The organism is Methanohalophilus portucalensis, from assembly GCF_002761295.1.
Classification (GTDB): domain Archaea; phylum Halobacteriota; class Methanosarcinia; order Methanosarcinales; family Methanosarcinaceae; genus Methanohalophilus; species Methanohalophilus portucalensis.
Window position 1 is genome coordinate 217,642 of sequence record NZ_CP017881.1, and the last position, 20,894, is coordinate 238,535.

A 20,894-nucleotide genomic window follows, 5' to 3' on the forward strand; every position below is an offset into this window, starting at 1 on the left:
ATGAAAAAATCCGGATTTTTGATACTTTTTGTATTTTCTTTGTTGCTGATGTTTTCTTCAATAGCTGTGGTTCCTGCTACTGCTGCGGAAGATTCATCAAGTTCGACCCTGAGGGTAGATGTACTCAAATATGAACCTTATCCAGCTGATATAGGTGATTATGTATCGGTGTGGGTAAAAGTTGAAAACTACGCCTCGGGAGAAGCTGAGGATGTTTCAATCAAAATAGAACCGGAATATCCTCTTTCCCTGGATTCTGAAACCAATGCAATCCAGAATTTTGGCAGAATCCCTCCCGACCGCACGGCAATCCATGAATACAGGTTGTATGTTGACGATAATGCCAAAACCGGCACTGGTAGTTTTGATGTGCTTTACCGGGCAGATAGTGACCTTTCATGGGTAAAGGAATCTTTCGATATAAAAGTAGGTTCCAATACTTTTGACAGTAAAGGCACCGTAAAACTTGCTAATGTCATCTCAGATCCCCAGGTTTTCATGGCCGGTGATGAGGGTTCCATAAGTTTTACATTGGAGAATAATGCCCAGTCCAACACCATAGTAATTGATGGTGAAACCTATGATACTTATGCAAGGGTCCAGTCCGCTACCCTTGAGGGAACTGACCTGATAGAGGTAACAAGTCAACCATACGAAGGTAAAGGTGTACTCGGTCCAGGGGATACAGTACAGGTAACATACAATGTAGAAGTGGATGAAAATATAGAAGACGGGACTTATTACCTTGACCTTTTGACAATAGGTAACTCACATTCCTTCAACAATAATTGGCGTGTACCGTTAGTGGTGGATTCCTATTCACTGGAAGTGATACCTTCCAAGCCACTTGTTATAGAAAATGGGCAGGGAACACTTGAATTTGATGTAGCCAATGTGCATCCGAATGCTCTTTCATCAGTAGCCGTAAGCCTTGAGGCAGAAGGGGTTAGTTTCTCTCCCTCTAACTATTTCGTGGGTTCAATGGACCCCGATGAACTATTCACTATAGAAATAGATGCCAAATCTGACCAGAAGGAATTTACAGGCACCAAAAATGTTACAATTATTGCCAGTTTCCGTAATGGTCTCAACGAACATGAGTTTGTTGCAGGTGAGCGGTCCCTGAACTTTGAGAAAGTACAGGAAGATAATAATACGGCCATAACGGTGGCTGTTGTGTTGGGGCTTATCCTGCTGGTAGTTGCTGCCTATATGTATCGCAGGAAATGGAATCCTAAGGAATGATCGGGTAATCTTGTATGGTCAGGCTTTCAGAGGCGATAAAGTTAGCTTTTGCCAGCATAGGCAGTGCGAAATTGCGCTCTGCCCTGACTACCTTGGGTATTATCATAGGGGTGGCCGCTGTAATTGCCAACATATCCCTGGGGGCCAGTTTCGGGCAGTACTTCGAGGAAGAAATAGGAGCATCTGGTACTAATTTTATCGTTATATTCACCGAGAAAAACAATGTATTCGGAGATTCCCAGTTCAACGTGGTTGAGAATACCAACGGTGTTGCTGCGGTATCTTCCATTAACCAGCAATCAGCGACCCTGAAGTACCAATCAGCGGAGCGTACCGCAACTGTCAGTGGGGTCCTTCCCGATTATCAGGAAGTGGGGAATATAAATATGGAACATGGCCAGTTTCTGACCAGTCAGGACGGGAATGTGGCTGTAATCGGTTCGGATGTGGCCTATGATAAGTTTGACCGGAATCTATCTGTTAAGAATTTCATAAAAATAAGTATAAGAAATGTGGATGGAGGGATAAGTACACGGACTTTTCGTGTAAAGGGCATCATACAGGACCCGGATGCCTCCTTCGTATCCCCTGAAGTGGACCCTTCAGGACGTGTTTTTATTCCTCTTGCTGTCATGCAACAGATGCAGCACAGGGACGATATAGGGGGATTTTTCATTAAAGCGGACTCTCTCGAAATCCTGGATAGGGTTACCGATGATGTGGATGAAAACCTTGCCCGTTCGGTTGGAGTACCCAGCAGGGATATTGATAACGAGGATGCCAAACCCTATGAAATCTTCAACCAGCAGGATATCCTGGACCAGATAAACCAGCTATCAAGTGCCCTGACATCCATACTTGTTGCTGTTGCCCTTATATCCCTTATAGTGGGCTCGATAGGTATTATGAATATTATGCTTGTGACGGTTACCGAAAGAACAAAAGAGATCGGGCTGATGAAGGCTCTGGGTTACAATTATTTTGATATATTGACCCTTTTTATAGTGGAATCTGTTATTATCAGTCTTTTTGGGGGTATCCTTGGAGTATTGCTGGGTCTGGCGGCTTCAATGGCCGTGAACAGTTACCTTGATATTGCTAATATTTTCCCGATAAGTCTCATACTGCTGGGCTTTGGCATCTCATTTGCTGTTGGTCTGATCTCGGGTGTTTATCCAGCCAACAAAGCCGCAAAAATGGATCCTGTGGAGGCATTGCACTATGAGTGAGGTGGACAGAAAATGTTGAATTTCAAGGAAGCCTTCCGGCTTTCCCTGGGAAGTATCAGCGGTTCCAAGATGCGTTCCACACTCACGACCCTTGGAATCATTATAGGTGTTGCTGCTGTTATTGCCAATGTGTCCCTGGGTGCCAGCTTCAACCAGTTCTTTGTGGAAGAGCTGGGTACCCAGGGGTCGAATTTTATTATAGTTTACAGTCAGGATATTGATCTTTTCTTTGAAAACCAGCTGGAAACTGTGAGTAGTGTACCGGGAATAGAGGGTGTATCCGGTATCCGGCAGCAGCTTGCCAGTGTAACCTATATCTCTACAGTGCGCCAGATTGATATACAGGGCTGTTCGGCGGATTATGAACAAATAGGGAATATACAGCTGGAGGAAGGCACTTTTTTCAGTGACAAAGAAAAATATGTTGCAGTGCTGGGTTCGGATGTGGCTTATGAGAAATTCGACCAGCAAGTATCCAATCATAATTCCATTGATATTGAGTTTGTACGCAGGGACGGAACAAAAGTTTCCCGCTCTTTCAAGGTTATCGGGATCATTGACAGTCCCAAGACAACTTTCATCCAGAGCGGGGCAGAATCAGATGTGCGCATATTTATCCCGATAGATATAATGAATGATATGCTGGGAGTTGAAGACTACGGCGGGATATCTGCAACCGTTGACGAATCCCGTTCAGTGCGGGAGGTTTCGGATGAGGTGGACCGCAGGCTTGCCAAAAGTCTCGGGGTTTCGGAGAGAGAACTGGATAATGAGGATGTGAAACCCTATTCAATCTTCAACCAGGCGGATATCCTGGATAACCTGAATCAGCTTTCCAGTGCCCTGACAACCCTCTTGACCTCTGTAGCACTAATTGCCCTGCTTGTGGGCTCGATAGGTATCATGAATATTATGCTTGTAAGCGTGACTGAAAGGACAAAGGAAGTGGGTTTGCTCAAGTCCCTGGGCTTTACCCGTGTGAATATCCTGACCCTGTTCCTTATAGAATCGGTGGTTCTGAGTGCTATTGGTGGCGTGCTGGGTACAGTTTTAGGAGTTGCTGCTTCCTATGGTGTAAGTTACTTTTTGGATTTACCTTATATTTTCCCATTCTATCTCATAGTTGTGGGGTTCCTGATTGCCCTGGTCATAGGATTGGTTGCAGGTCTCTATCCTGCCAACAAAGCCTCGAAACTCGATCCTGTGGAAGCCCTGCGGACCCAGTGATAAAGGTTCGAATGGGTCCGCAGCTTAAAAAATAAATATATAATGTAAGCGCCATGTATTCACATGGAGATGGTTACTTGAAGATTAATACTTATGCAGGAGCAGGCTTGCTTTTGATTGCCTTTATCGTTGTGGTGGCTGCAGTTGTCCTTTCCCTGGGGTGTGCGGATGATGGTGGTACAGGTGTGAATGAAAGTGTGGATGCCCACACGTTGAACAACGGTACGGAATTGTCCGGCCAGTGGGACGGTAGCACAGTGAATACTTCCACAGGGTATTATTTCTCAGTACGCCTGGAGGAAAATCCCTCCACAGGATACCAGTGGAACCTGACAACCACCGATGGCATCAAAATTGTAGAAGATGAGTTTGAGCCGCCGGAAAATGAGGATATCGTGGGTGCACCGGGTTTCCATGTATGGACCTTCAGGATCATGGATAACGAAACCCAGCAGATCGATGCCATCTACAAGCGTCCCTGGGAAAACGTCACGGGCGAGGAAGACACTTTCAGCCTGGCACTGGAAGTTGAAGGAGAACCGGTTGTCCCTGCAGACGGCGATGATGTTGAGTATATCTACGGCACAGCCAATGTGGATAACATAGAAATAATGGTCATGGAATCCTTCCCGGTCCAGGTCAGTGTCCAGGCCACCGGTAATCTTAAGGATGGATGCACCGTGATCGATGAGGCCAATATCACAACTGAAAGGACCGGCAACACATTCAATGTCCATATTCCGACCAAACGCCCTAAGGATGCTATGTGTACCCAGGCTCTAGAGGCCTTCGAAATCAACGTACCCCTTGATGTCTACGGTCTGGAGAAGGGTAATTACACTGTGGATGTGAATGGTGTGCAGGATTCGTTTGAATTGCAGAACGATAATGTGATTGAGTGAGGATGGATGGTCTGGATGCCGGACTCCTGTTGTGGAGTTTGGCATTATTTTTTAGTGGGTTTTTTGTGGATTCATTGTAGTTGTATACACATTAAATAAGTTCAATTAGTTTTCAAAAACGACACTCTTCTGATATGTTGTTAAATGGACATAGTACTAAATGGGAACTAATATATACCATTGGTACCAAAATAGTCCTAGATGAGTCCAAAAAAGCAGTTGCATGTCCGTCTGGATGAAACTATAGTCAAAAATACAAAAGTGTGTGCCGCATTTGCTGATAGAAGTCTTCAAGATTATGTTGCTGAAGCTATAGTTAGCTACAATAAATCAAAAATGTCTTTTTTGTATGATGCAAATAAAAAATCAGAACATTTCAAGTTTATAGATTTATTTGCAGGCATTGGGGGGATGCGAATTGCTTTTGAAGAATTGGGAGGCGAATGCGTTTTTTCTTCTGAATATAATAAGTTTTCTCAACAAACGTATATGGAAAATTTTAATGAAATGCCTGCTGGAGACATCACTTTAATTCATGAGAAAGATATTCCAGATCATGACGTTCTCGTTGCAGGATTTCCATGTCAACCATTTTCTATAGCAGGCGTATCTAAAAAGAAAAGTTTGGGAAATGAACATGGTTTTCTTGACAAAACACAAGGGACTTTATTTTTTGATATTGCTCGTATTTTAAAAGAAAAAAGGCCAAAAACGTTTCTTTTAGAGAACGTAAAGAATCTCACGTCTCATGACGAAAAAAAGACTTTTAGGATAATTTATGATACCTTAACTAATCTTGGTTATGATGTTTATTATAAAGTCCTTGACGGTAAATTTTATACTCCACAGCATCGTGAACGTATATTTATAGTTGGATTTGATAAAATGGTGTATGGGGGAGAAAACATTTTCAGTTTTCCTGAACCAGGCAAAGTTTCTAAACCTGTAAAATCGATCTTGGACTTAGAGGTCGATTCTAAATATACACTAAGTGATAAGTTGTGGCAATACTTACAGGATTACGCTACTAAACATCGAAAGAAAGGAAATGGCTTTGGTTATGGGCTTGTTGATTTTAATGGAATTACTCGAACATTAAGTGCTAGATATTATAAGGATGGCTCCGAGATTTTAATTCCACAGGGTAGGGGTAATCCTAGAAGACTGACACCAAGAGAATGTGCAAGATTACAGGGGTTTCCTGAAAATTTTGAGATTCCCGTTTCAGATACTCAGGCATATCAACAATTTGGAAACTCAGTAGTAGTTCCCCTTGTTAAAGAAGTCGCAAAAAATTTAATAAGAGCTATGGGCATAAAAGAGCCATCTAACTGTGAAAAATCTGAAAAGTGGAGATATAATTGAGTGTAATTGTAGATAATATAGTTGAATCTTGTCAGAAAAGTCAGGTAAGTTTTTGTAAATTTATTTCTGCAAATGATGTTGGTAAAACAGGAAGTCATCAATATGGATTTTATATTCCCAAAAATTCTTATTCTCTGCTCTTCGATACCCCGGGCATTAAAGGAGAAAATAAGTCAAAGAATGTTGATATTTATTGGCAGGACGGAAGCACAACCCAAAGCAGATTTATATATTACGGAAAAGGAACTCGAAATGAATATCGAATAACCCGTTTTGGCAGAAATTTTCCATATCTTACGGATAATAATGTCGGAAATCTTCTGATCTTAACAAAAATAAATGAATTTCATTACAATGGTTTTGTGCTTGAAAGTGAAATTGATGTCAATGATTTTTTGTCTATTTTTGGGATGTATCCCTCGGATACAAATACTTTAATTGACACGCAAAATGGGGTTTTAAGAAATTCATCTACTCTCTATCCTTTGTTTAATGATTATATTGTAGAACTAACAGTTGAATTTCCAAATTCAATTGAAATATCAAATAAAGCAAGATTATTTTCGAAAATATCAAAAGAAAACAAGGAACAAGATTATTTTGATGTAATTAATTATCCAGACCGCGAATTGTTACAATGGCTTGATGTTGAGTATTCCCTTTTCAAAGCAATAGAATACGATCGGTATTTACATTTTATTGAAAAACCCTTTTCATCAATTGATTCTCTTGTGGAAGCTGCAAATACAATTTTGAATAGAAGAAAAAGTAGAGCAGGAAAATCTCTTGAGAATCATTTGTCTGAAATTTTCACCATGAATAATCTTCCTTTTACATCTCAACCGACAACAGAAGGTAGGAAGAAACCGGATTTTATATTCCCTGGAAAAGATTATTACTTTGATAACAACTATAAAAAAAATCTGGTTTTTCTTGCTTCAAAGACTACTTGTAAAGATAGATGGCGCCAAATATTGAATGAAGCTGATAGGATTAAGCAAAAGCATCTTTTTACATTGCAACAGGGTATTTCCGAGTATCAAATGGATGAAATGGCTGACAATGGTGTAATTCTTGTAGTGCCAGAAAAATATAAATCCACCTATCCATCAGCATACAGTGATGAGATATTGAGTCTGAAAGAATTTATATCTCATGTTGAATCTAAGATTTCTGATGTATATGTACAGTCTGGCCAAGAGGATAACTAAAAATCATCCTTTTTATCATAGAGATTTTCCGTGGCGGCATACAATAGATCCCTATGAAGTTATGATTGCAGAGTTTATGTTAAGAAGGACAAAGGCGGAACAGGTGGTTCCTGTTTATTGCGAATTTTTATCTAATTTTCCTACTTTAAAATCCCTTTGCAATGCAGACATTTCAGATATTGCTCATGTAACTTCACATCTTGGTTTACACTGGAGAAGTGCTGATTTTAAAAACGCAAGTACTTTTATTGAGCAGGAGTATAATGGCCAATTTCCAGAAGAAAGGAAGAAACTATTGAGAATACCTGGGGTTGGGGATTATGTAGCAGGAGTCATTTTAACGGTATGTTTCAAAAAGAAGGAATATGTTGTTGACTGTAACATTGCAAGATTTATAAATAGGTATTATGGTTTGAATTTGAAAGGTGAAATAAGGAGAAAAAAAGCAATAATAGAAAAAGCAGTTGATTTATTCAACTATGAGTACCCCGGAGAATTATTATTTTCTATTCTTGATTTTACAGCAACAACTTGTAAACCTCGACATCCAAATTGTTCTAGATGTTTTTTGAATTCTTTATGTGTTACAGGGAAAATGATGGTATAATATGCAATCATAGAAAAAAGCGCCGGGGTTGGGATTCGAACCCAAGCACCCCGTTAGGGGAAACAGGTCTCGAGCCTGCCGCGTTTGGACTCCGCGGCAATTTTGTAAGCCGTTGGATTAGTCCGCTCTGCCACCCCGGCACAATGTGCTTGGCTTGAAGGAGTTTATGGCTTAAAAAGGTATCGAAGGGCGCAATTATTAGAAATCAAAGAGGCTTTTCTGGTTCTTTGCCTCTGGTGTCGGGTCATCGGGGTCGGCTTTCCAGGAACCGGATTTTGTGTTTGTTTTCAAATTATCAGGCAGCTCGATCCAGCCGTATTTGCCTCCTCCGCCGGGGTGCAGGATGACATCTTCGTTCCTGAAGGCCTCGATGCTTCTCACAATCCGGGGGTCCACGAAATCCAGCTGTGAGATGTCGGCCTCCAGCAGCACGGCCGTTTCACTGCCGAAACGCTCCACCAAGGCATTCCAGGCACTGCTCACACCCTTTGTATTGATGCTTGCATGACCTAAAGCCATCATTATGATTTCCGCCAGGGGTATCAGGTGCAGGTAATCCGGGCGGTGGGAAGGGTGTTTCGGGGTGTCATGGTTGGCCAGTTCGTTCACCCGGTCGGCCACGCCTTTCTTGATCTGGCCACCACAGACCCGGCAATTCCAGTCCAGGTTCATTGCTTCTTCCATCGGGTAATGGCGGTAACACTTGATACAGGCTGACTCGTTGTACTTGCCTTCCTGCGGGAAGAATCCCACATTGAGCGCACAGCCATACCCCTCTTTCCTCAGGATTGCCTTTTCCACACCTTCAAAGGACACTTCAGGAACCTCCAGGCGGTTGAATTCCCGGGCCAGTTTGTTGGACCAGGGGGAATGGGCATCTGAATTTGAAAGAAATGTCAAACCCTGCAGTTCTTCGATCCTGTCTGCATAATCACTGTCAGCGCTCAGGCCCAACTCCAGGAAAGCAATATTATCGGTCATATCCCCGTAGCAACTTTCCAGGCTGTCATGGTAGGCATACATGGCAGTCCAGGGGGTAAACGCATGACAGGGGCCGATGAGGGCTCCGACATCAGTTGCAATCTCTGCGATCTGGCTTCCGTCCAGTTTCAGTGTTGGCCTGCCATCAACGGCGAGGTCCCCGTGTCCGGCCACCTTTTCTGCCAGTTCCTCTGCTTTGGATATAGAGGGAACCAGCAGCAGATGGTGTACGCGATTTTTGTCCTCGATCTCAGTTGTAAGAATAAAAGAAGTATCATCAATGGCGACCGTCTCGTCATCCTGTGCATATTCCTTAATCTCACAAAGCCATCTGGGATGTATGCAATCTCCTGTTGCCACAAGATTGATTCCCTTTTTAGCGGCTTCCCGGGCCATTACAGGCAGTTCCATCTTCTGGGAACAGGCCATGGAATATTTGGAATGCAGGTGCAGGTCGGCATTGATCAACATGCTTATCCGATATAACCCAGATCCTCATCATTCGGTGATGTTTCCGGGAGCATCTGTTGCTGTTGTTGTTGCTGTTTGGCTTCTACGAGGTTGGCCACGATTTTCTCCATCTCTTTAGCACGTTCCTCAAGTTCACTGATATCAACCTCGATATCAAGTATACTGCTCAACACAGCGATCAGTGACTGGGCACTTTTAGGATCTACAAGATAACCGGATGTGTATCCCATAAGGCAAGCAGCATCAATCTCCCTGAATTTGCTCAGGCCAAGAAGAAGTCCCGACGCCCCAACAATTCCGCCGTTGGGTTCTTTTTCCTTGAAGGTGACTCCATGCTCTTTTAGACTTTCTGTAAGGTCTTCCTGATTCACGGCACCCAGGACTTCATCAACATGCTCCAGCTGTCCCGTTGGGAATCCTCCGAGAGTAAAGATTCTGGAAACCCCGTACTCTTCGGCAATATCCAGGTACAGATCACACAGTTCGTAATGCCCTTCTGAACTTGTACTCTGCTGGTCACCCGCAAGTAACAGAATATCCTTGCCATTTACCTGGAATGTATAGAATGCGTTACTTACAAGTCTCACAGTACTATTTTCATCCACAAGTACCTGAGGCGGGAATGAGGTGGAGTATATTTCCAGAAGCTTTTCTGCTTCGAATTGTTCAATGAGATGATCAACAACAAGTTTGCCTACATGTCCCACTCCCGGCAGGCCGACAAGCAGGGTTGAATCCTGAATTTCAATCTCAGTATTTTGACGCACGATTTTTGTATTCTGCATTGGAATCAATTCCTTTTGCTCAATCTGCGATATTTCCCGTATGGGTCACGGGGAGAATAGCGTGCAGGCGAAGGTTTGATGGTCCTTTTCCCGCATTTGGGACACGTTTCCTGCAGGGTGTATTCCCCACAGGAAATGCATTTCAAAATCTTTTTACCCAATCGTTATCACGCCTTGGCAGTTTCCGCATGCCTGTGGAAGGCACCTTGTCCGCCAAGATATTCTATTTTTTCGATGGCCTTTTCTGCAGATTCCTTCAGGACAGATTCTGCAACCTTGTAATCGGGAGCAATCACCCTGATACGATATCTGGGTGCACCGGTATATGTTATATCCAGACGGACATCTTCCATCTTCACTTCACTGGCGGCCCGTAAGGCCTCCTTGATGATTTCGATTCCGTTTGGTGCAGAACTTGTAAGGTCTATATGTCCGGCAATCTCCACAAACGGCAGTTTGATATTATCCTGTGCGAGTTTGACAATGATTTCAACAACTTTTTTATCGATCTTGAGGTTGCTGAAGGCATCTTCCCCGCGCATGGCAGCTTCTTCAAAGGCAGAATATTTACTTCCGAATTCTGTGTCAAAAGAATCTTCTATTTCCTGAAGTTGCTGTTTGTCGAGTCTTGCTTCTTCTGCGACGAACTGTAGCCATTTTTCAGCCTTCTGTTCGTTCTTCCATTCCTGGATCTTTGCCCTTTTCTGATGCTCATTTACATCCTTGAGGGAAAGATCAATATGGCGACGTGAGGTATCTACTCTCAGGACCTTACAGACAATTTTTTGTCCTTCCCTGACGTGATCCCTGACATATTTGACCCATCCTGCCTTAATCTCAGATATATGGATGAATCCTTCTTTTCCGTCGTATTCCTCAAGAGTCGTGTAGGCGCCAAAGTCAGTGACATTTTTTACCGCACAGACTACAAAATCACCGACTTCAGGCCATTTGTTGTTGTCCATTAATATCCCTTTATTCGAGTACTTCCAGTATATGTGTTGTAATTGTAGATTTTCCGCCAGTTGGTTCTGCAAGGGTCCTGCCGCATACAAGACAGCTTACTTTCTGGCTTGCACTGCCAAAAATAACCTGCTCATTGGAGCAATCATTGCATTTTACTTTCAAAAATCTGCTGTTTGGTTCGGCCATTTATGCTCACTCCTTGAAATCGAATTTCTTTGCACGGAAGCAGGGTCTCTGATGTGCCTTGTTGCACTTGCTGCAACGGTATCGCAGGGCAATCCTTTTTGTTGGTTTGTCACCACTTGGGACCTTGGAGAACTTCCCACTGTTTCCTATACCAGTATGCCTTTTCTTCTGCCTTCTGATACGTGTGGTCATTGATTCCCTGCCCTTTTTAACCTTTTCAGCAACATGTTCTGTATGGGTTTTGCAGTAAGGGCAGTATGTTCTGAACCTTTTTGGGATCTTCATTATCTTCACACCTTTAATGTTGATTTTTATTCCTGATTTATTGGATATGCAGCACCGCGTTTTACCAGTCCCTGAGCATTCATGGAAGGCAATACCACAACGTCTTCTGCTGCAAGTGTATAATTGAGATTATCCATCGCTTTTATGGTAGGAAGGTCTTTCAATATTCGGACAACAAAGTATTCCTTACTTATATTGTTTTTGCCCGTTTCTTCCTCTGCAGGGAGTTCCTGCGAGATGGTCTCGTTTTCCTCTTCTTCATCTGCTTCATCAGATATTATACTTTCTTTCGCAAACCCCTTGTCCTGTCTATCCTGTGGGTTCATAATAGGTTCGAGCAATTCGGATCTTGCAACCTGGATTGCTGAAAGGGTGGCCTCAAAAACTTTGCGTTCGGATTCCAGGAGTTTGTCAAGGTCCTGTCTGGATGAGATATTGGAAAATGCATTTGAGGTTGCTCTGGATGTTATTTTACGGATTCTCCTGATAAAGATCGTTTCCACATCATTTAGAGCACTTTGCATTTCGTCTTCTAGGATCTTTGATTCAACTGATCGTGGATTGTTGATCTTTTTGATTTCCTCTTCCAATTCCCTTATATATTCATCAACTTTTTCATAAAAATCGTAGGGAAGGGAATTTAAAGACGAGCTGTTTTCCTGACGGAGAATACTTTTTAGTTCAGTACGATCCATATTCGGCAACCCCTCTGCACATTAAATATACCGCTGCATATTCGGGCAGTTCCTGTACTCCCTCTTCAACCCGGATATCCAGATCCATCATTTGTACTTCAAAAGGTTTTATGGCTCTTAACGTTACCGGCCTATCCGAAAAAGCAACAGCATCCTGAAGTGGTTCGAAATCGTCCATGTCTTCCAGACTTAATGGAATTACCTTCATTCCGGAGCCGCCATGCAGGGAACCCGGTAATCGTATCAATCTCTTTATATCTGCGGTGACCGGTTCATCCACCTGTGCCGAACCTGCCAGTGTGACACGATGCTGGTCGATTGTATTATCAAAAAACTGGGCCATTATAGCTTTGAAATCCCTAATTTTGCCAAAATCCAGTCTTCCTCTGCGTATGTCTTCCAAGGCTTTACTGTCTTTGGATATCCGGTTCATCTGTTGCTGTGTTTTTTTGCCGAACCCTTTTATGTGCTTTATATCCGCAAATCGTTCTTTTTCTTCCTTTTGTCCTTCTTCTTCAAGATATGAGGCAATATACTCAGCAAGTCTTTTTCCCCATCCTGTGTCGGGATTTTTGATGACATACTTGGAAAGTATCTCCGTTCGATCATTGAAGGTTCGTGTGCCGGTTCCATGGTCTCCGATCATGAATTCTTTCTGGTAGAAATATTCAGATTTAATCCCCTTTCCTCCCACGTAATCCACAATTTCCCTTCTCTGGGAACTTTCCAGATTCCATATAAGAGGATCAGTTATATGGAAGTGGTATCCCCTTCCACCCGAAAAGACGGCCTTTATATTATCTTCGTCAAAACCAAAATCATCTACCAGAAAATCCAGCAGTCTCAGCGATTCTGTTTTAACCATTTCCAGCATTGCTGCATAGGAAGTAGGTGCATCCTGCAAGTGATCAGCATCCAGATCAAAAATAAGGTCTGCGCCCTTCCATTTTTTCTCTTTCATTGTAGGTGCATCGGGATAATCATAAAGGGCAACCGAGTGATACACATGGGCCGGTTGCATTGATACAAGATAATCTCTGAGTTCTCCTCCCGTACCGAATGCTTTATGCCTGTACATCATGGTTTCAGGCATGGAATCATACGATATGAATCCCCATTCACGTTTGGTCAGGGAATGGGGAACATGTATCTTTGCTTCCCTGTAATAATCATGGAACCTTGATTTGAGATAGCGTTTTGTTGATGTGTTCATCTTCAGTGCCTTCTCCGTCTCTAATTTTTATCGGGGATATTAATCTATTGCACAAAACTTTATAGCCCCTTCCCCAATTAGTACAGTTTATGAAAGAAGAGATGACAAGTGCGGATGTGGCAGCACTGGCAACGGAACTTGGCACAGGGGAGGATTCCCTGGTCGACTCCAAGATCGGCAAGATTTATCAGCCCGGTGAGAGCCTACTGCGTATCCACCTCTATATTTTTAAGAAAGGTAAGGCCAATCTTTTAATTGAGGCCGGAAGCAGATTGCACCTTAGTGAATATATTCCTCCCAGCCCTAAAAACCCGCAATCCTTTCCTATGCTTTTACGTAAACATATAATGGGTGGGCGTATAACTTATTTCAGGCAATATGATTTTGACCGTATTATTGAGATTGGTATAAAAAGAGGAGACGATGAGACCGTTCTTGTCGTAGAGATATTTGGACAGGGCAATATAATATTGCTTGACTGCGATAGAAAAATCATTCTGCCTATGAACCCTGTTACTTTTAAGGGCAGACGTATCAGAAGCGGTGAGATCTACCAGTACCCTGAAGCGCAGTTAACACCTCTTGATGTGAATGAGGATCAGTTATGTGAAGTGTTTTCCCATTCCGATTCGGATGTAGTACGAACCCTGGCAACGCGTTTTAATCTGGGAGGCATCCTCTCAGAAGAAGTCTGTCTGCGAAGTGGTATAGATAAAACCCTTCCTGCTTCGGAAGTTAATCCGCAGGTCGCCTCTAAATTGATTGAAGCAATAGGTTTCCTTTTCTCCCCTCTGGAAAAGGGGGAGTTAAACCCCTGTACGGTCAGCAAACCGGACTCAAAAGAAACTTTTGATGTAGTGCCCTTTGATCTTGAAAAATATTCGGATTTTGAAAAGAATTACTATGATTCATTCAACAAGGCACTGGATGATTTCTTTGGCAAAAGAGCTGCAAAATCCCTGGAACAAAAAAAGGAAGCCACTGTGAAAGAAAAAACAGAAGATGTTTTCCAGCGCAGGCTCAAACAACAAGAGGGTGCCATTAAGAAATTTGAGAAAGATATAGAGAAAAACACCTCCATTGCCGAGAAGATATATGAACACTATCAGGACATTGAGCAATTACTACAAACACTGCTTGATGCCCGTGAAAAAGATTATTCATGGAAAGAAATCCAGTCAATAATCTCGGATGCAAAGGACGCATTGCCTGCGGCTAAAAAAATAGTAAATATCGATGGTTCACAGGGTCTTGTAATGCTGGACCTTGACGGCAAGAAGATGAATATTGATGTACGGCTGACAGTCCCCCAGAATGCCATGCGCTATTATGAGAAAGCCAAGAAACTGGAAAAGAAGCGTAAAGGTGCTCTTGCTGCAATCGAAGATACGAAAAAGGCAATGCAAAAGAAAAAAGCTGCACCTAAAAAGCATTTCAAGGTAGTGCACAAGAAACACTGGTATGAACGTTTCAGATGGTTCTTTTCTTCTGATGGTTTCCTTGTGGTAGGTGGCAGGGATGCCACAACCAATGAGGAACTTGTAAAGAAGTACATGGAAAAACGGGATCTCGTATTCCATACTCAGGCACCAGGTGCCCCGATTACGGTTGTCAAGACAGGGGGAAAGTACATTCCCGACACAACTTTGCAGGAAGCAGCGGAGTTTGTGGTTTCATTCTCAAGTATCTGGAAGGGGGGACAGTTTAGCGGGGATTGCTACTGGATATATCCTGAACAGGTCACAAAGACACCGGAATCCGGGGAGTACCTCAAGAAAGGTTCCTTTATAATCCGTGGTGAGCGTAATTATTACCGGGATGTGCCTGTCAGGGCTGCGGTGGGTCTGGAACTCAAACCCGAGACCCGGGCAATCGGTGGTCCTGTCTCGGCTGTGAAAGTGCGGGGTGAACATGTTGTAGAACTGACACCCGGCAAATTCAACCAGAACGATATAGCAAAGAAAATATACCGTATATATGTAGAAAGGTTAAAGGATGTACATTTTGTAAAACAGATAGCATCTCCTGACAAGATTGCCAATGTACTGCCCCCGGGCGAATCAGACATCAAAAAGTGAATCGTGATTGTATGAGAGTTACCAAAAAAAACCTGAAAGGAAATGAAGGGGAGATCACCGTAGTACCGGAGACCCTGGATGACCTCTGGCATCTTAAGTACATAATCGAAAGAGGGGATCTTATATTTGCCTTGACCAAACGCAAATCCGATTCTGCAAACGATAAGATACGCCCTGAAAAAACCGAGAAGAAGACTGTGCGGCTTGGTATCAGGGTCGAAAACCTGGAATTCCATAAGTTTTCCAACCGTCTCAGGATTCATGGTCCAATTGAGCACGGAATGGATGCCGGTTCTTATCATACCCTGAATGTCGAGGACGGGGTTGATATTTCCATTATAAAGCGCTGGAAAAAAGACCAGATTGAAAGGATCAATGAGGCAGAGGCATCCTCGAAAAAACCGGGCGTAATAATTGTTGCAGTCGAGGAAGGGGATGCCGACATCGGGCTTGTGCGCCACTATGGTGTGGAATCCTATGCCCATATATGCCAGTCTTCGGGTAAAGGGGAAGGCACTTTAAGAGAGGTCTTTTTCAATGAGATTCTTGACAAGCTTAAATATGTGGTTTCAGATTCTCAGTCTGTCGTGGTTGCAGGACCCGGCTTTACCAAGGATGATTTTCTCAAATATGTTGAATCAAATGACCCTGAGCTTGCGGCAGGTATTATCGTGGAGGACACTTCTTCGATAGGCACATCTGGTTTCCAGGAAGTGCTGCGCAGAGGTGCGGTTGATAGGATTATGGAGCAATCACGTATAGCCCGGGAAGCATCCCTCATGGAGGCCCTGCTAAAGGAAATAGCTATGGATGGCAAAGTTGTCTATGGGGTGGAGGAAGTTAAGCGGGCCAACAATTACGGTTCAATTGAAACGCTTCTCATTTCCGATGAATTCCTGCTGCATGAAAGGGAGAAAGGCGAAGGTGGAGGAATTGACTCTTTCATTCGGAATGTGGAGTATTCCCAGGGTAAACTTGTGGTTTTCAGTACCGAATTTGAACCAGGGCAAAAACTGGAAGCGCTTGGTGGAATTGCCGCACTCCTGAGATTTAAGGTGTGATCAGTGTTTACGGATGGCCCTGTCGTTGCACTCTATAGAGGCCATTTCCTTGCCATCCATGAACATCCGTACTGTTCCGCCACTTTCTGAAACAGTTATTGCAACTGCCACGGTGTCCCGAGTGATCGCAGCTGCTGATACATGTCTGCCTCCCAGTCCCTTATTTATCCCTATGTCCTTTGCATCAACATCCAGGTAACGACCTGCGGCATGCACTACTCCTTCTTTAGATATTATAAAAACACCATCAAGCAGAGCAAATTCTTTAATCGATTCCCGATTGTTTTTCTTTAAGATGTTCCTTTCATCCTCAGGATGGCCTGAATAAGGGTTGAGGATCATCTGGTGGGAGCGCTGCATCACTTCTTCAAGATCACCGATTATAAAAGCTGTACCTACGGGACTGCCTTCCCTGCCTGTGGAAGCAATTTCCAGAGCAATTTTAAGAACTGCTCTTATTATTTCAGGGGAGACTCTCTGTTCAAATTTTTCCAGAGCTTTTAATAGTGGATTCCCTGAAATATTATGGATAATCACAGCACCTGAATCATCTGTAATTATCAGTCCTACAACCTTTCCTTTTTTAATATTCCCGATTGCCTGTTCAATAGCTGCTGCATTTTCTACATCTTCTATGGAAACCGCGGCATCTCTCTGGATCTGGTTGACAATTTGTTTTAACCTTCCTTCTTCTTCGTCAAGAGGTATCAGGCTTTCGACAGCATTTCTTGATGGATTAGCAGCAAAGTAGACGGGCAGGTCACAACCAAATAAATTCCTGTCAACATCTCCTGATACGATTATTGCAGAGGCTTTAATTTGTGTTGCAGTTTCAAGTGCGGATTTTACAAGTATGTCAGCGGTGTCCATTTCATCCCCGTTTTCTTTTATTCAGATTATATTTTTGCTACTATTAATTTTTGTCTATATAATAAAATAAGGTTTAGTATCCTGTGTCGTTATTCTATTAAAGAATACCATTAATTTCAATATGGTGATTTGGTTTGGTAAGGACATTTGTTGCTGTGGAGTTTCCTGTGGATTTTACGCAGATAGTAATAGAAGTACAGGAAAATTTCAAGGAAATGGGAAAGATGAAAATTGTCCCTGCGGAATTGGTTCATGTTACCTTGAAATTCCTAGGCGAAGTTGATGAAGGCAAAATTGCGGATATAGAACAATCACTTGAAAATATTTCCTGTGAGCCTTTCATATGCCTTATAAAAGGGGTGGGGGTATTTCCCAGCGTCAAAAAACCGCGTGTATTGTGGCTTGGTATTGAAGGTAATTTTGACCCTTTGCATAAGCAGGTTGAATGCTACCTTGAAAAAGAAGGTTTTGAACCTGATGCGCGTGAATTTACTGCTCATGCAACTATTGCACGAATAAGACACATTCCTCGCTCCAACATGAATCAGTTTGCCAGTATAGTTAAGAGAACAGAGGATGTCGAATTCGGGAAATTTACGGTTGACAATTTCAGGCTAAAAAAAAGTATATTGACTCCAGAAGGGCCTGTATATGAAACCCTCCGGGAGTTCAATCTTTAAGTAGTTCGTATTTATCAAACCCGCTTGACCTGGTGATCTCTTTCTCACTGTTTATAAGGAGGCACTCCACTCCTTCAAGTTTTTCTATCATTTCAAGCCCCTTTTCTTCTTCCATCACAAAAACAGTAGTTGCAAGTGCATCTGCTTCTATGGCTGTAGGAGCTATTATCGTTGCACTGATCAGGTTTGAAACCGGGTAGCCTGTGCGAGGATCTGCGATGTGTGATACGCTGGCGGATTTGTTGTAGTAGCGTTCGTAGTTGCCACTGGTCGCAACAGCTATGTTGCGGGCATTGATTATTGTTATTGGCTTTGCTTTTTTATCCGGGTCCTGAAGCCCGATAGACCATTCCTGTCCATCGGGTTTTTCTCCTATATATCGTCCGTCTCCACCAGCATTGACAAATCCGTCTTCAATTCCGTTTTCCTGCAGGCTTATTATGGCCCTGTCTACAGCATATCCCTTGGCAATTCCTCCAAGAACGATTCCCATATTATTTCCAATAATTATTGTGTTGTCATTTATAGTTATATTTGAGGAATTTACGAGGGGAAGTGTGTTGTTTATTTCGTTCTCTGTCGGGGGAATATTAGGTTTATCGGGTCCGAATTTGCTTGCCCACAGGTCCAGTACAGGTTTTACAGTTATGTCAAATGCCCCATCACTGATCTGTGAATAATAAATTCCACGTTCAATTACGTATATTAGTTCATCACTGGCATTTTCTATATCCTTGTTCTCATTGAGGATGTAGATTTCACTGCTGTTGTTATAAGAATCAAGCAAATTGGATGCCCTTTCCATTTTCATAAAAGCATTTTCAATGCTGTTATATGCATGTACTTTATTGTTGTCCACAACCGTTATTGTGACACTTGTGTCCATCAGCATTCTTGTCTGGCTATATGTACGGTATTCTTCAGAATTATCATCTGAGGTAGATTGCACGTATGCAAACCCAACAGTTATAATGATTATTAATGTAAGAATCAACAGGTATTTCGGGTTCATGCGAAGGGAAATGAGGTGTTTTATTTTAAACTTAATTCGAAATCTATAAATATATTCAATTGGTCAGTTCTGCTTTAATAATAACAAATCACGATTATGTAATCATTCCTGCTTTATGGTTGTATGCTCTCCACAATGGTGGATGTTGGATGCGAAAGCAGGTTATATAGAAGGAATATATTGTTGCCTGAATGGCTCGATTGGTATTATGACCAGTATCTGAAGAAGTTGCAAAATTATAATGTGTGATCTTTATGGCAAGTTTGAAAGCAAGTCTCGTTGCGGTTTCATTTATCGTCCTTGTATTAGCAGGGATAAACCTGTATTTGGGATACAGTGGAAACGATCTTCTTGCACATCACTATATGACAGATGGAGAATGGACAGACTCAAGTTGTGGTGGCTGTCATATGGGTGTGTATGAAGAAGTTGCCGAATCCTCTCATGTACAGAGGGATATAGCCCAGTGGGAACCCCTAACCAATTATCATGCTGATATCCAGGGAGAAGAACAGTGGGTGAAAGAATATGGTCGATATCATCCGGGCGGGGGTGAACTGGAAGAATATGGCGTTGATATCGATTGTATGAGCTGCCATGAACAATATGGCTTATATGATGCTGAAAAGAGAGCTATGGCATTTGAATCAGGGAATTTTTCCGCTGCCAACGATGCTGCTTTGGAAGATGCCATTCCTGTGGTTCAGCAGGACCCTCTACATGTGGCTACTTATACCCTGGATGTGGTAACACCTCTGCCAATACTCATTGCTTTTCATGATGCTGTGAATGCAGGGCCTACTAAGACCTCATGTATAGACAGTTGCCATGAAAAGGATGTACCAACAACTGCTGTGATGTGGGCTTCAGAGGACTATGAAGAATACGATGTGCATGCTGAAGTCAACTGTGTGGAATGCCACACTACGGAAGAACACAACATTGCCGGAAGCGAAGTTCATGGACCAGAAACCACAGAAGAGATGTCTGTTCACGGAGAATTGGCTACCATGAAAAGTTGTGAGGATGCAGACTGTCATGAGGGAATTTCCCACGGCCCAGTTGCAGATGCTCACCTGGAATTCCTGGAATGCCAGTCGTGTCATATTCCAGCCCTGCCGGGTGGCGAATTGCCCGGAGGTACTCCACTTAAGTCTTTTAACTGGTCTTCGGGTGAACGTGTGGATTCTTACAGAATGGAAGACTTTGCTCCACAACTTGCCTGGACAAATGGTGTGCAGGAAGGTAAACTCAATTTGCCCGACAGCAAGAATGACAGTGATGTCAAACTAGCTTCTTTCAATGTGGTAACAGGTAGCTGGTGGGATGCAGGTCAGGATGCCGATGTCCTTGCCAATCCGCATACAAGTGCTTCAATGGGTGATCCAATACCTACATCCGAGGTAAAGGCAGCTGATTCCAATGGTGATGGAACGGTAACTTCTGAGGAAATGCAGGCTTATGATGGGGACAGTGACGGTACACCGGATTATCCGAATGCTGTCCTAAGGCAGATTGATCTTCACTATAAGCTGGGACATAACATTGCAGGCTCTGAAACCGGAATGGAAGAGCCCCTTATGTGCGATGATTGCCATGGGGTCTCTGCTTCGGAAACCCTTCAGCAAGTCCACTTTGAGGAAAGGCCGGATTGCCAGACCTGTCATGAAGTGCAGCCTGTGATTGATTGGGCAGCCCTTGGATATGACAGTGATCCTGCAGAAACCGATCCTCCTACCAATTTCTCCGCAAAGACCATAGATATTACAATACCCGGGGCAAAGCCACCTGAGGTAGAAAGGGAGCCTGCATTCTAAGGAGCTGG

Annotated in this window: 21 protein-coding genes and 1 tRNA gene; 11 read left to right on the plus strand and 11 right to left on the minus strand. The window is 43.0% G+C overall.

Annotated features, from left to right (window positions below):
• The 7 genes from BKM01_RS01210 to BKM01_RS01240 all read left to right on the plus strand — a co-directional run bounded on the left by BKM01_RS01210 (position 1) and on the right by BKM01_RS01240 (position 7,786).
• Entirely contained in the window at positions 1 to 1,245 is a 1,245-nt protein-coding gene (locus tag BKM01_RS01210) for a COG1361 S-layer family protein (protein ID WP_072360594.1), read from the plus strand.
• A gap of 14 nt (positions 1,246 to 1,259) precedes the next feature.
• On the plus strand, positions 1,260 to 2,474 hold the full coding sequence (locus BKM01_RS01215; RefSeq protein ID WP_072360592.1) for an ABC transporter permease: 1,215 nt from the start codon (positions 1,260 to 1,262) through the stop codon (positions 2,472 to 2,474).
• A 12-nt stretch (positions 2,475 to 2,486) separates the two neighbouring features.
• Complete coding sequence (locus tag BKM01_RS01220) at positions 2,487 to 3,701, plus strand: ABC transporter permease (RefSeq protein ID WP_072360590.1); 1,215 nt, start codon at positions 2,487 to 2,489, stop codon at positions 3,699 to 3,701.
• Between the two features lie 77 nt (positions 3,702 to 3,778).
• Positions 3,779 to 4,603 (plus strand): protease inhibitor I42 family protein, encoded by an 825-nt coding sequence (locus tag BKM01_RS01225; protein ID WP_072360588.1) that lies wholly within the window; start codon positions 3,779 to 3,781, stop codon positions 4,601 to 4,603.
• A gap of 201 nt (positions 4,604 to 4,804) precedes the next feature.
• Positions 4,805 to 5,968: a DNA (cytosine-5-)-methyltransferase gene (dcm, locus tag BKM01_RS01230; RefSeq protein WP_072360586.1), complete on the plus strand. Its 1,164-nt coding sequence runs from the start codon at positions 4,805 to 4,807 to the stop codon at positions 5,966 to 5,968.
• Entirely contained in the window at positions 5,965 to 7,179 is a 1,215-nt protein-coding gene (locus tag BKM01_RS01235) for a type II restriction endonuclease (protein WP_072360584.1), read from the plus strand. The genes dcm and BKM01_RS01235 overlap by 4 nt, the downstream gene beginning before the upstream one ends.
• Positions 7,145 to 7,786, plus strand: coding sequence for an HhH-GPD family protein (locus BKM01_RS01240; RefSeq protein WP_084006323.1), 642 nt, complete (start codon positions 7,145 to 7,147; stop codon positions 7,784 to 7,786). Before BKM01_RS01235 ends, BKM01_RS01240 begins: the two co-directional genes overlap by 35 nt.
• A gap of 20 nt (positions 7,787 to 7,806) precedes the next feature.
• Here the strand turns inward: BKM01_RS01240 and BKM01_RS01245 are convergent.
• From BKM01_RS01245 to priS, 9 genes are all read right to left on the minus strand, one after another.
• Positions 7,807 to 7,926 (minus strand) — tRNA-Ser (locus BKM01_RS01245).
• A 58-nt stretch (positions 7,927 to 7,984) separates the two neighbouring features.
• Entirely contained in the window at positions 7,985 to 9,238 is a 1,254-nt protein-coding gene (locus BKM01_RS01250; RefSeq protein WP_072360580.1) for a TIGR00375 family protein, read from the minus strand.
• 2 nt (positions 9,239 to 9,240) lie between these two features.
• Positions 9,241 to 10,023: a proteasome assembly chaperone family protein gene (locus BKM01_RS01255; RefSeq protein WP_072360578.1), complete on the minus strand. Its 783-nt coding sequence runs from the start codon at positions 10,021 to 10,023 to the stop codon at positions 9,241 to 9,243.
• Positions 10,024 to 10,028: 5 nt separating this feature from the next.
• Positions 10,029 to 10,184 carry an RNA-protein complex protein Nop10 gene (locus BKM01_RS01260; protein ID WP_072360576.1) on the minus strand — a complete coding sequence of 52 codons (156 nt, stop codon included), beginning with the start codon at positions 10,182 to 10,184 and terminating at the stop codon, positions 10,029 to 10,031.
• Positions 10,185 to 10,190: 6 nt separating this feature from the next.
• Positions 10,191 to 10,988 (minus strand): translation initiation factor IF-2 subunit alpha, encoded by a 798-nt coding sequence (locus BKM01_RS01265; protein WP_072360574.1) that lies wholly within the window; start codon positions 10,986 to 10,988, stop codon positions 10,191 to 10,193.
• 10 nt (positions 10,989 to 10,998) lie between these two features.
• On the minus strand, positions 10,999 to 11,175 hold the full coding sequence (locus BKM01_RS01270) for a 30S ribosomal protein S27e (RefSeq protein WP_013038142.1): 177 nt from the start codon (positions 11,173 to 11,175) through the stop codon (positions 10,999 to 11,001).
• Between the two features lie 6 nt (positions 11,176 to 11,181).
• A complete protein-coding gene (locus tag BKM01_RS01275; RefSeq protein WP_013038141.1) occupies positions 11,182 to 11,460 on the minus strand; it encodes a 50S ribosomal protein L44e in 279 nt (92 codons plus the stop codon).
• 26 nt (positions 11,461 to 11,486) lie between these two features.
• Positions 11,487 to 12,155, minus strand: coding sequence for a hypothetical protein (locus BKM01_RS01280; protein WP_072360572.1), 669 nt, complete (start codon positions 12,153 to 12,155; stop codon positions 11,487 to 11,489).
• Entirely contained in the window at positions 12,142 to 13,368 is a 1,227-nt protein-coding gene (priS, locus tag BKM01_RS01285; RefSeq protein ID WP_072360570.1) for a DNA primase catalytic subunit PriS, read from the minus strand. The genes BKM01_RS01280 and priS overlap by 14 nt, the downstream gene beginning before the upstream one ends.
• Before the next feature lie 89 nt (positions 13,369 to 13,457).
• Here priS and rqcH point away from each other — a divergent pair, with 89 nt between their 5' ends.
• Together rqcH and BKM01_RS01295 are read left to right on the plus strand one after the other, a co-directional pair.
• The gene (gene rqcH, locus BKM01_RS01290) at positions 13,458 to 15,446 is read left to right on the plus strand and encodes a ribosome rescue protein RqcH (RefSeq protein WP_072360568.1); all 1,989 of its coding nucleotides are present in this window, start codon (positions 13,458 to 13,460) and stop codon (positions 15,444 to 15,446) included.
• An 11-nt stretch (positions 15,447 to 15,457) separates the two neighbouring features.
• The gene (locus BKM01_RS01295) at positions 15,458 to 16,507 is read left to right on the plus strand and encodes an mRNA surveillance protein pelota (protein WP_072360566.1); all 1,050 of its coding nucleotides are present in this window, start codon (positions 15,458 to 15,460) and stop codon (positions 16,505 to 16,507) included.
• On the opposite strand, the gene BKM01_RS01300 is transcribed toward BKM01_RS01295, so the two are convergent.
• Positions 16,508 to 17,377 carry a DNA integrity scanning protein DisA nucleotide-binding domain protein gene (locus BKM01_RS01300; RefSeq protein ID WP_072360564.1) on the minus strand — a complete coding sequence of 290 codons (870 nt, stop codon included), beginning with the start codon at positions 17,375 to 17,377 and terminating at the stop codon, positions 16,508 to 16,510.
• A gap of 134 nt (positions 17,378 to 17,511) precedes the next feature.
• Between BKM01_RS01300 and thpR the strand changes: the two genes are divergently transcribed.
• A complete protein-coding gene (gene thpR, locus BKM01_RS01305) occupies positions 17,512 to 18,057 on the plus strand; it encodes an RNA 2',3'-cyclic phosphodiesterase (RefSeq protein ID WP_072360563.1) in 546 nt (181 codons plus the stop codon).
• Here thpR and BKM01_RS01310 read toward each other — a convergent pair.
• Entirely contained in the window at positions 18,047 to 19,069 is a 1,023-nt protein-coding gene (locus BKM01_RS01310; RefSeq protein WP_072360561.1) for an FAD:protein FMN transferase, read from the minus strand. The genes thpR and BKM01_RS01310 overlap by 11 nt on opposite strands.
• Before the next feature lie 254 nt (positions 19,070 to 19,323).
• Between BKM01_RS01310 and mmcA the strand changes: the two genes are divergently transcribed.
• Entirely contained in the window at positions 19,324 to 20,886 is a 1,563-nt protein-coding gene (gene mmcA, locus BKM01_RS01315; protein WP_072360559.1) for a methanogenesis multiheme c-type cytochrome, read from the plus strand.
• Positions 20,887 to 20,894: the final 8 nt, after the last annotated feature.